This is a genomic window from Streptomyces sp. NPDC001832 (assembly GCF_040297265.1).
Classification (GTDB): Bacteria; Actinomycetota; Actinomycetes; order Streptomycetales; family Streptomycetaceae; genus Streptomyces.
The window spans coordinates 65,875-76,083 of record NZ_JBEOYU010000029.1 but is presented as its reverse complement, the minus strand read 5'-3'; the positions used below and the strand labels follow the sequence as shown (position 1 = coordinate 76,083).

Genomic DNA, 10,209 nt, shown 5'->3' with positions numbered 1-10,209 from the left:
AACTCTCGGCTGCGCTCGAGCAGGGGAGACCCCATCTGGCTCAATCCTCCGCCTTGCAGCTGCACGCACCCAGCCCCGCTCCTTCTCCCACCCCCATGTGCCGGTCGGTCTTACTCGTCCCTTCCCGAATACTCGCTCCCTTCCCGAAACCGGGGGGTCAGCCCCGGACCCCGGTCGTCGAACGCCGGACGGGCTGTAGGTTCCTGGCGGGCTGAGATTGCCCGGCCACCCGGGGCTCGCCCTACGAGGCCCGTGCCCGGACCAGTGCCAGCACCTCGTCGCGCACCGCGGTCATCGTCCGCTCGTCGCGGGCCTCGACGTTCAGGCGCAGCAGGGGTTCCGTGTTGGAGGCTCGGAGGTTGAACCACCAGTCCGGTCCCGTGACCGTCAGACCGTCCAGGTCGTCCGTCTCGACGCCGTCGCGGGGTGCGAAGGATTCACGGACCGCTGCCGTGCGGCCCGGCTGGTCGGCGACCGTGGAGTTGATCTCGCCGGATCCGGTGTAGCGGTCGTACTGGGCGACCAGATCCGAGAGTGTGCCCGGCTGCCCGCCCAGCGCGGCCAGGACGTGGAGCGCGGCAAGCATGCCCGTATCGGCGTTCCAGAAATCGCGGAAGTAGTAATGCGCGGAGTGCTCGCCGCCGAAGATCGCGCCGTGCTCGGCCATCTCCGCCTTGATGAAGGAGTGGCCCACGCGGGTACGGACCGGGGTGCCGCCGTTCTCGCGGACGACCTCCGGGACCGAGCGGGACGTGATCAGGTTGTGGATGACGGTGCCGTTGCCGCCGTTGCGGGCGAGTTCCCGGGCCGCGACCAGGGCGGTGATCGCGGACGGGGAGACGCCCACGCCGCGCTCGTCGATGACGAAGCAGCGGTCGGCATCGCCGTCGAAGGCGAGGCCCAGGTCGGCGCCCTCGGACACGACGCGGGCCTGGAGATCGAGGAGGTTCTTCGGGTCGAGGGGGTTCGCCTCGTGGTTGGGGAACGTGCCGTCGAGCTCGAAGTACATCGGTACGAGGTCGACGGGGAGGTCCGCGAAGACGGTGGGGACGGTGTGGCCGCCCATGCCGTTGCCCGTGTCGACGACGGCCTTCAGCGGGCGGATCGATGCGAGGTCGACCAGGGACAGCAGGTGCGCGGCGTAGTCGGGCAGTGTCTCGCACTCGGTGACGGTGCCGGGGGTGGCGGCCGAATGCGGTACGCCGGTCTCGGACCACTTCTCGACCAGGGTGCGGATCTCGGAAAGCCCGGTGTCCTGACCCACAGGTGCGGCGCCCGCCCGGCAGAGCTTGATGCCGTTGTACTGCGCCGGGTTGTGCGAGGCGGTGAACATCGCGCCGGGGAGGCCGAGGCTGCCGGAGGCGAAGTACAGCTGGTCGGTCGAGCAGAGGCCGATCATTGTGACGTCCGCGCCGCGCGCCGCAGCACCGCGTGCGAAGGCTCCCGAGAGGCCGGGCGACGAGGGCCGCATGTCGTGGCCGATCACGATCGCGTCCGCGCCTGTCACCTCGACAAATGCCGCCCCGAACTGCTCGGCCAGCGATTCGTCCCACTGGTCGGGCACCACTCCGCGCACGTCGTACGCCTTGACGATCTGCGACAGATCAGCAGCCACGGGCCGGTCCTCCTGAGATTTCTGCGGACCGCCCAAACTACCCGGCGGCCGTTCAGAGCCTGTCGGGTGACCTCCGACCGGCTCTCAGGCGGGCCGTGGGGTCACGCGGCTGTGCAGCGGGGCGGTTGCCCGGCTGTGCGTACGGTGACCAGGGGCGGCCAGTTGCCGCTTTGTCCTCAATGCCGGGCTGGGCCGGGTGCCGTGCCGCTCAAGGCGGCATCATCCAGCCCAGCACCGTGGTGCTCTGTGCACCGAGCGGCACGCCCTACTCAGGAGTCCGGCGAGCGCAGCACCCGCAGATGGCCGCGGCGCGCGACCTCCATCGGGTCCGCGGTCCGCGGGCCCCTGCTGTCGGCGCTGCGGTCGTGCGGCCGCGCCGCTTCCCGTACGGCATTGGCGAGCGCTTCGAGGTCGTCGCCACTGGGGCGCGCGGGAGCGGACGGGTCGGAGAGCCTGACGACCTCCCAGCCACGCGGGGCGGTCAGTCTCTCGCTGTGCTCGGCACAGAGGTCGTAGCAGTGGGGCTCGGCGTAGGTCGCGAGCGGGCCGAGGACCGCGGTCGAGTCGGCATAGACGTACGTCAGTGTCGCGACGGCAGGGCGGCCGCACGCGGTGCGCGAACAGCAACGTACAGGGCTCACGATGTTGGACGGTACCGCACTCTTGAGCGGGCTGCGACGACTCTCCCTCACGTCACCCCACCGTGTCGCCCTGTGACGTCCAACACAACCGCCTTCCGGACAGTCCTTCTGACCTGCGGAGGAACCCGGAAGCACAGATCGCACCGGCAACGATTCCGGTCACCACTCGGCATAAAAGCTGTCATTCAGCAGGAGATCGATGGTCAGGAGCTGGGCCTGAAACGGGCTCCCGTTCGGCCGGATTGTTCAGAATTGGACATGTCGACGCCCTGCCAGGGAGCAGCGATCCACCTGTCCCGCAGAGAGTTACCCTGCGTCAGTGATGGACAGTCCCGTACCTCCCCACTCGTCCGAGCCGCACCCACGCCGTCGTGACCGTCATGGCCGCGGCATGCGCGGTCCCGTCGCCCCGCCCCAGGTGCCGCTCTCGGCCAGCAGGGCGGAGAACTTCCGTGATCTCGTGCAGGACTCGGTGGAACGGCTGGAGCGGCGCTGGCCGCAGCTGGCCGATGTCGACTTCATGGTGCTCGATGTGCCGGGGACTCAGGAGGAGACCGTACCGCTGGGGCGTGCGGTCTCCGCGGAGAAGAACCGGCCCGCGCAGATCGTCATCTACCGGCGGCCCGTCGAGATCCGCGCCAAGAACCGCGACGAGCGCGCCCTCCTGGTGCACGAGGTCGTGGTGGAGCAGGTCGCGGACCTGCTCGGTCTTTCGCCGGAATCGGTCGATCCGCGGTACGGACAGGAGTAGGAGCGGCGGTACGAGCGGGCCCGGCGCCCGGTCCCGCGCGTACCGCCCGACAGCCTCTCAGTCGTCCAGGAGCGACAGGTCCTGCTCGGCCGCAGGCACCGCGACCGTTCCGCCGTCGTCCGGCAGGGTCTGCACGGTGAACATCTCGATGCCGTCCTGCGGCAGGGACAGCGTGCGTGCGGCGTGAACCGGGCCACCCGACTCCGTCTCCACCGTCAGCGCGTAACTGCCCTTGAGCCCGGACGGTACGGGCGGGGTGACCGCGAGCGTCGTACCGCCCTTGACCGTGTACGTCTTGACGGTCTGTTCGCCACCCCCGCTGCCCGCGGAGGCGGTGACCTTCACGGTGGCGGTGGCACTCGGCGCGGTGAGCGAGAGGGTCGAGCCCTCGGCCCGGTTATCGGCCGCGGTCGCCTGTGCGCCGACCGGGCCGGTCGCCGGTATGTAGGCGACCTCCTGCCCGTCGCCCTTGCCGCGGACCACGCGCAGCGCGGCCACCACCGGGGTGCCCTTTCCGCCCTGGGCGGGGGTGAGCAGCAGGGAGCCGGCTTCGCCCCTGGTGATGTCCTTCAGGTCGACGCCCGCGGTCATCCCCGACTTGACGTGGAGGTCCTCGTGTCCGGCCGGGGAGACCGCGCTGTTCTTGCCGAGCAGTTGCACCTTCAGATCGGCGTCGTCGTCGCCGGGTGCAAAGGCCACCAGCCGGACCGAGGTGGCGTCCGCCGGGATGCCGGGGAGCACCAGGGTGCCCGCCGGGTCGGCCGAGGGGGCCAGCCAGTCGCTGCCGGTCTCTTCGTCCGCGGTCCTGACGGCCGCGCCGACGCGTCCGGTACGGGTGGTGACGTGGACGGTCACATCCTCGGCCACCTCACTGGTCAGTGTGGAGATCAGGACGGGGACGCTGGATCGGGCAGGCACCGTGATGCCCTCGCCCACATCGGACTCGAGGGTGCCGTCCGGACCGTACAGCTCGATGTCGGCGACGGCCGCGGTGTCGTCCGGGTTGGTGAGGTGGACGTAGTCCTCACGGGACTTCGCGGTGCTCGCGGCCGGGAACCAGAAGTCCGTGTCGGGTCCGGTGCAGTTGACGCCGAGCAGGCCGCGGGCGCTGCCCGCCTCGACCGTGGTGGTCTGCTGGGTGGTCCAGCCGGGGGCCAGGCTGCCGGTGGCGGTGCCGACCAGTGCGGGGGCGTCGGCTCCGGACGCGTCGGCGGTGGCCGGCTTGCCGGGCTCCTTGACGGAGAGGACCGGCTTCCCGGAATCCGCCTTCGCCTTGTCCTTCTTGCCGTTGTTCCCATTCTCGTCCTCGTCCGTGGTGTCGTCGGCCGCCGTGGACGTGGACTGCTTCAGTTCGGCCGTACCGGCCTCGCCGCCGCCGCCCGCCGGGGTGAAGGACGTGTACGACGTCTCCGCGAGATCCGAGAGACCGGGCGCCGGGCAGAGCAGGCTGGAGCGCTCCACCGGCAGCCGGGTGGCGGCCTTCGCCTCCGGCGTGCTCCCGTCGCCGGGTGCGGTGAGCGCGGCGAATCCGGTGACGGCGGCGAGGGCGACGGTGCCCGCGATGAGGGACAGGCTGGTGGACTTCACTCGGACTCGCCTCGCGATGCGTTACCGGTCGGCCACGGGTTCTGGGCCGGGACAGGGTTCTCGTCGGGGTTCTGTGGGTCGTACTGACCCTGCTGACCGGTCTGTTGGCCGTAGTTGGCCTGCGGGTCGTACAGAGCCTGCGGGTCGTACTGGGGGTTCTGCGGGGCGTACTGGGCCTGTGGGTCGTACTGCTGTTGCTGCTGTTGCGCGTAGCCGTACGGGTCGTAGGCGTTCTGCTGGTACGGGTCGGCGGTCGCCGGGTGTTCCTGCTGCATGCCGTACTGGCCGTCCTGGTACTGCTCGCCCTGGTATTGCGGGTAGTCGGCGCTTTGGTACTGCTGTGCGTCCCATTCGCCGTACTGCTGCTGCGGCACCGCCGCGTACTGGCCGCTGTCGGTCTGCGGGGCGAACACTTCCTGGTCGTCGCTCTGCTGTGGATGCGGTTCGGCCGTCTGCTGTGCGGGGATGTACTCCCCCGCCGCCTCTTCCTCGGCGCTCCCGCCCCCGGCAGGCTCCGGCTCGGCCTCCGCTTCCATCTGGGCGGCCGCGCGCAGCCTGCGCGCCCGGCGCCCATCGCCCGTGACCGGCCCCGCGGAAACCGTCATGGCCTCCTCGGGCAGGTCGTCGTCGATCTCCCGGCGGCGTCCGGGCAGGGCGAGGACCACTAGGACCATGGCCAGCGCGGCCTGGGTCCAGATCCATGCGGTGTGGCTGAGCGGGGTGTTGTACGTGAGGTCCAGAGTGCCCCCCTCGGCGGGGAGCTCGAAGCCCTGGGCCCAGCCGTCGACAGTCTTCGGGGTCAGGGGGCGCCCGTTGAGCGTGGCCTCCCAGCCGGGGTCGGCGGCATCGGCGATGCGCAGCACCCGGCCGGAACCGCCTGCCGGAATCCTGGTGTGTGCCTCGACGGGCAGGGAGCCCACGGGCAGCGGTTCCTCGTCGGCGCCGGACGGCATGATCATGACGCGGGCGACCTGCTGGTCGACCCGCCACAGCGCATTGCCGTCCAGCTGGCTCAGCCGGCTGAGGCCCGGGGTCGCGTCGAGGACCCTGCTCATCTCCTTCGGAGCGCCGTCCCGTACCAGTACGTAACGGATCGCGAATTCGCTGAGCTGGCTGCCCTGGTCGGCGCCGGAGCCCGCGACCAGATTGGCGACGACCTTGTCGAGGTGGCTGTTGCTGCCGCCCGCCTCGATCAGTTCCGCATCACCGAGCCGCGCGCCGGAGCCGCGTACCAAGGCGTACGAGACGGCGCCGGGCGATGAGCCGCCGAGGACCAGGGTGCGCGGCTGATCGCTGGTGGTGCTCTCCTCCGCGACGAACGCGGGCACCTGCACCGGGTCTCGGCGCTCCAGCGGGCCCGCTGCGCCGCCGATCATCCAGCCGGCGGCAGCCACTACCGGGGCGAGGCCCGCGGCGACGGCGATCAGTGCGGCGACGGGCTGGCGCCAGCCGAAGCTGAGCTCGGCGACGCGTATCCGGGCACCGTCCGCGCCGACCAGCGCGGCGACGATCAGTGCGATGCCGTAGACGAGGGTGGCGGGGCCCGCCCAGCCCGAGTGGTTGGCGAGCGCGGCGAAGACCAGCGCCACGAGCGCGACCACCCACGCGGTGCGTACCGCGAACTGCCGCTCCCCGCGCAGCAGCGCCGCCAGCGCGGCGAAAACGATGCCGAGCAGCAGCACGCCACCCGCGGCCTTCGGGCCCCCGGGGCTGATGCCCAGCAGGTCGAGTGCGGAGGCCGTGCCCGAACCGGTATCCAGGCCCGCCTCCTTCAGGAAGCCGGACGGGTTGGTGAGGAGAGAGAGGGACCAGGGCGCGAGGACCAGCAACGGTGTGCCGATCGCGGCGAGGAAGCGGAGCCCGTACGCGGCGATGTCGTCGCGGCGCAGTACGAGCACACCGATGCCGAGGACCACGGCCAGCGGCCACACGATGGGCGTGAACGCCATCGCGAGGGTGAGGAGCAGGGTGTACGTCCAGGTGGCGCGCCAACTGCCGCGGGTGTCGCCGTCGGCCCGCATGCCGTGCGCGGAGACGGCGGCGCGGGCGATCAGCGGGAGCAGGACGGCCAGTACGGCGGTGCCGAGGCGGCCCGTCGCCAGTGCGCCGGTCGCGGCGGGCAGGAAGGCGTACGCGACGCTCGCCCAGGCCCGCAGCAGCCTTGAGTCGAGCAGCGGCCGGGAGGCGAAGTACGCGGTGAGTCCGGCGAGCGGGACGGAGCAGACCAGCAGCAGTGTGAGCGCGAAGCCGGTCGAGCCGAAGAACAGCGCGGACAGGGCCGAGACGACGGCGAGGTAGGGAGGTGCGGTCTGCGTGCCGCCGGTACCGACCGCGTGCCAGCCGTCCGCGTACCTGCCCCACAGGTCGGAGACGTCGGCGGGCGCGGGCAGCAGTGCGCCGCCCGCCAGCGATCCGCCACCGAGCAGGTCGCGGCAGGCGACGAGCGAGACGAGCAGCAGGACGGCGAAGAGCACCGGGCCCGGCTTGCGGCCGATCCGCTTCAGCCACGCGAACTGCTCGACCTCCAGGAAGTCGGCGTCGTCGCCGCCGGGACCGGACTCCACGGCGCCGTGCCGTGAGCCGCCCGAGTCGGCCTCGGAACCGCTGCCGAAGCTTTGGGCGGCCTGCTCGACGGTGGCACGGACGGTGGCGCCGGGCGGCGGGAAGAGGCCACGCAGTTCGGCCTGGTCGACGGCGCCCTTGCCGCGGCTGCGCCGGGCCGCGAGGATCCGCCCGGGGCGCAGCAGGGTGCCGAAGAGCCCGGCGACTTCGTCGAGGGCCTGGCCGGGCACCTTGCCGACGAGATAGGCAAGGGTACGCAGCAGGGTGCCGAGGACGAGCCGGAGCATCACCCAGGGCAGGGCCCTGGCACGTGCGTTGACCAGCATCGTGTAGACGGCGCCGGCCTTGTCGACGCGGTGCGGAGAGGCGACCGAGCGTCCTACGCAGTCGATGGGGCGGCGCTCACGGGCGGAGGCCTCGGCGTGTCTGACGACGGCGTCGGGGGCAACGAGCACCCGGTGTCCGGCGGTGTGCGCGCGCCAGCACAGGTCGACGTCGTCACGCATCAGCGGGAGTCCGCGGTCGAACCCGCCGAGCTCCTCCCAGATGTCACGGCGGATCAGCATGCCCGCGGAGGAGACGGAGAGCACGGTACGGACCTGGTCGTGCTGGCCCTGGTCCTGTTCGCGCCGGTCGAGTCCGGTCCAGCGGCGACCGCTGTTGGCGATGGAAACGCCGACTTCGAGCAGCTGCTTTCGGTCGTACCAGCCGCGGAGCTTGGGGCCGACGATCGCGGCGTGCGGGTCGGTGTCGACGACGCGCAGCATCTCGGCGAGCGCGTCGGGTTCGGGTGCGCAGTCGTCGTGGAGCAGCCAGAGCCACTGCACCGGTTCGCCGTGCGGCAGTTCGGGCAGGTCGTACGCGTCGTCGCGCCAGCTCCTGCTGACGGGGTCCCAGCTGCTGGGGCGCTTCAGATACGGCAGGTCCTCGGGGGTGAGGACGCCGGCCGTGCGGGTCGCCTCGTCGACGGCGGTGCCGAAGCTCGTACGGCGCGCGAGGTGCAGGACGCGTTCGGCGCCGAGCGCCTCGGTGACCAGCAGCGCGGAGTCGTCGGCGCTGCCGGTGTCGGCGGCGACGACGTTCTGTACGGGGCGTTCCTGCCCGAGCAGCCCGGCAAGCGCGTCGGGCAACCAGCGTGCGCCGTCGTGGGAGACGAGCACGGCGGTGACGACATGCCGGGGGAACTCAGGGGCGGCGGCAGCCGCGTACGGCGCCGTCGATTGGCTGTGCACGGACATCGAGGTACGGGCCCTCCGGCCGGGTCCGGGGGGCGTCCCCCCGGGGGCTGCATCGGTGTACACGCGCGCTCCGTCGGGGCGTTGGCGCGTCTCGGACGGAGCCCCACACTAACGGTACGGACAACCGCGGTGCCGCCGAGCGGTTGAACGAGGGCGGTGACAGGCGGTGGTGGGGCGGCGGGGGCGCAGTGATGGCCCGTCGCCTGCGGGGTGTGCAGGCGACGGGCCATGGTCGGTCGCGGTCCGGTGGGCGGCCGGTGTGCGCTTCGTGCGTGGTGTTCTGTTGTTCCGGTGGTCCGTGGTCAGACGGCGGCCTTCTTCAGACGGCGCCGTTCACGTTCCGACAGGCCGCCCCAGATTCCGAACCGTTCATCATTGGAAAGCGCGTACTCGAGGCATTCGGACCGGACTTCACAGGCGAGACAGACCTTCTTGGCCTCGCGGGTGGATCCGCCCTTCTCGGGGAAGAAGGACTCGGGATCGGTCTGCGCGCACAGCGCGCGCTCCTGCCAGCCGAGCTCCTCGTCCGCGTCCTCGACCAGCAGTTGCTGGAACAGCTCGGTCATGTGCGCCCCTCGTCTGTCTCTTGCGTCCCCGTGATCCAGCCGTTACTGATTGCGGCCGAACGACACGAGTGAAATTACAAGTGCGTAGCTCCAGGCCAGTCAAGCAAAGATCTGCTATTGGCCCCGGTATTCACTCTGCGGAACCAAGGGTATGCGGAAAGTGTGCAAATCGCCAAAAACCTGACATATGCCACCGATCTCACCGTGCCGCTCTTCTCACTGAGTGAGACGACTGGGTCCGCCCTCATGTTTCGATTCGATCACCGAAGCGATCAAGATCACATTCAGGTCACGATGTCTCAACGGCGTTTGGGGACGCGGTTGATGCGCCACATCTCCGCAGCGATGGCCGCACAAACCTTTCCCTTCCCGCAGTAGCCGGATGAGGTGAAGCATTGCCCCCAAATCGAGCATCGAGTTGACAGTGGAGGATCGAGCCGGTCTCCTTGACTGCATGCCAGCGACCGCAGCGATGTACGCCACCCACATCCGTGGGTTCCGCACCGCTGCCCAGGCCCGCTGTTGCTGTTCCAGCTGTCACAGCTGTTGATGCCGTAGGGCACCGGCTCTGATCCAGCTCCTCTTTGCAGAGCTTCTCCGCAGAGTTCCCTCCCCCGCGCTTCCGCGGCTCTCCGGTCTCCGAGACACCCCGCAATCGCACCCCCATGCCGAGGAACCCCCGTTTCCATGAACAGCGACAGTGACCTTCAGATCGCCGGCGACATCCTTGAGGTCCAGCACCTCCTCCAGCCGGCCCGCAAGCACCCCTCCACCGTGGCCGAGTTCGTCGGGCTCGCCCGCGGCATCGCCGCTGACCGCGCGCAGTGGGCGCCGCTCGTCCGGTACGACACCACCACCCGCTGGTACCACCGGCTGCGCGCCGTTCCCCCAGCTCTCGGCACCGCTCGCGCAGGGGAGGCCCCACTCGGATACGAGGTCTGGCTGCTCAGCTGGGTGCCCGGCCAGGGCAGCGGGCACCACGACCACGGTCCGTCCTCCGGCGTACTCACCGTGCTGGAGGGCCGATTGACCGAGCGCACCGAGCGCGGGACGCGGGCACTGGACTCCGGCGCTCAGCGCGTTTTCGCGCCCGGCTATGTGCACGAAGTGGTCAATGACTCCCTCGAACCGGCCGTCAGTCTGCACATCTACTACCCGGGTCTGACCGAGATGCCGATGCACACGACGCTATGCGCCCCGGCGGCCATGGACGTCGCACCCGCCTGACAGCCCACCCGTCGCCCACCAC

General features: G+C 70.6%; 7 protein-coding genes. 2 read left to right on the top strand and 5 right to left on the bottom strand.

What is annotated here, in order from left to right; genetic code table 11:
* Nucleotides 1-241: 241 nt before the first annotated feature.
* Both ABT115_RS21800 and ABT115_RS21795 read right to left on the bottom strand, forming a co-directional pair.
* Nucleotides 242-1,615, bottom strand: a complete 1,374-nt coding sequence (locus ABT115_RS21800) for a phosphomannomutase/phosphoglucomutase (protein WP_351792296.1) — start codon at nucleotides 1,613-1,615, stop codon at nucleotides 242-244.
* A 269-nt stretch (nucleotides 1,616-1,884) separates the two neighbouring features.
* Nucleotides 1,885-2,307, bottom strand: coding sequence for a DUF3499 domain-containing protein (locus tag ABT115_RS21795; protein ID WP_351792293.1), 423 nt, complete (start codon nucleotides 2,305-2,307; stop codon nucleotides 1,885-1,887).
* Nucleotides 2,308-2,578: 271 nt separating this feature from the next.
* Between ABT115_RS21795 and ABT115_RS21790 the strand changes: the two genes are divergently transcribed.
* Nucleotides 2,579-3,007 carry a metallopeptidase family protein gene (locus ABT115_RS21790; protein ID WP_351792336.1) on the top strand — a complete coding sequence of 143 codons (429 nt, stop codon included), beginning with the start codon at nucleotides 2,579-2,581 and terminating at the stop codon, nucleotides 3,005-3,007.
* 57 nt (nucleotides 3,008-3,064) lie between these two features.
* Here the strand turns inward: ABT115_RS21790 and ABT115_RS21785 are convergent, their stop codons facing one another.
* The 3 genes from ABT115_RS21785 to ABT115_RS21775 form a co-directional block, all read right to left on the bottom strand.
* On the bottom strand, nucleotides 3,065-4,594 hold the full coding sequence (locus tag ABT115_RS21785; RefSeq protein WP_351792290.1) for a DUF5719 family protein: 1,530 nt from the start codon (nucleotides 4,592-4,594) through the stop codon (nucleotides 3,065-3,067).
* A complete protein-coding gene (locus tag ABT115_RS21780) occupies nucleotides 4,591-8,394 on the bottom strand; it encodes a glycosyltransferase (RefSeq protein WP_351792333.1) in 3,804 nt (1,267 codons plus the stop codon). Before ABT115_RS21780 ends, ABT115_RS21785 begins: the two co-directional genes overlap by 4 nt.
* A 302-nt stretch (nucleotides 8,395-8,696) precedes the next feature.
* The gene (locus ABT115_RS21775) at nucleotides 8,697-8,960 is read right to left on the bottom strand and encodes a WhiB family transcriptional regulator (RefSeq protein ID WP_030927001.1); all 264 of its coding nucleotides are present in this window, start codon (nucleotides 8,958-8,960) and stop codon (nucleotides 8,697-8,699) included.
* 687 nt (nucleotides 8,961-9,647) lie between these two features.
* Between ABT115_RS21775 and ABT115_RS21770 the strand changes: the two genes are divergently transcribed.
* Nucleotides 9,648-10,187, top strand: coding sequence for a cysteine dioxygenase (locus ABT115_RS21770; protein ID WP_351792287.1), 540 nt, complete (start codon nucleotides 9,648-9,650; stop codon nucleotides 10,185-10,187).
* Nucleotides 10,188-10,209 lie beyond the last annotated feature (22 nt).

What these genes read in the sequence shown, in the direction of transcription:
- ABT115_RS21790 (WP_351792336.1), top strand. Translation starts at nt 2,579, where the DNA reads ATGGACAGTCCCGTACCTCCCCACTCGTCCGAGCCGCACCCACGCCGT.
- ABT115_RS21775 (WP_030927001.1), bottom strand. Translation starts at nt 8,960, where the DNA reads ATGACCGAGCTGTTCCAGCAACTGCTGGTCGAGGACGCGGACGAGGAG.
- ABT115_RS21770 (WP_351792287.1), top strand. Translation starts at nt 9,648, where the DNA reads ATGAACAGCGACAGTGACCTTCAGATCGCCGGCGACATCCTTGAGGTC.
- ABT115_RS21780 (WP_351792333.1), bottom strand. Translation starts at nt 8,394, where the DNA reads ATGTCCGTGCACAGCCAATCGACGGCGCCGTACGCGGCTGCCGCCGCC.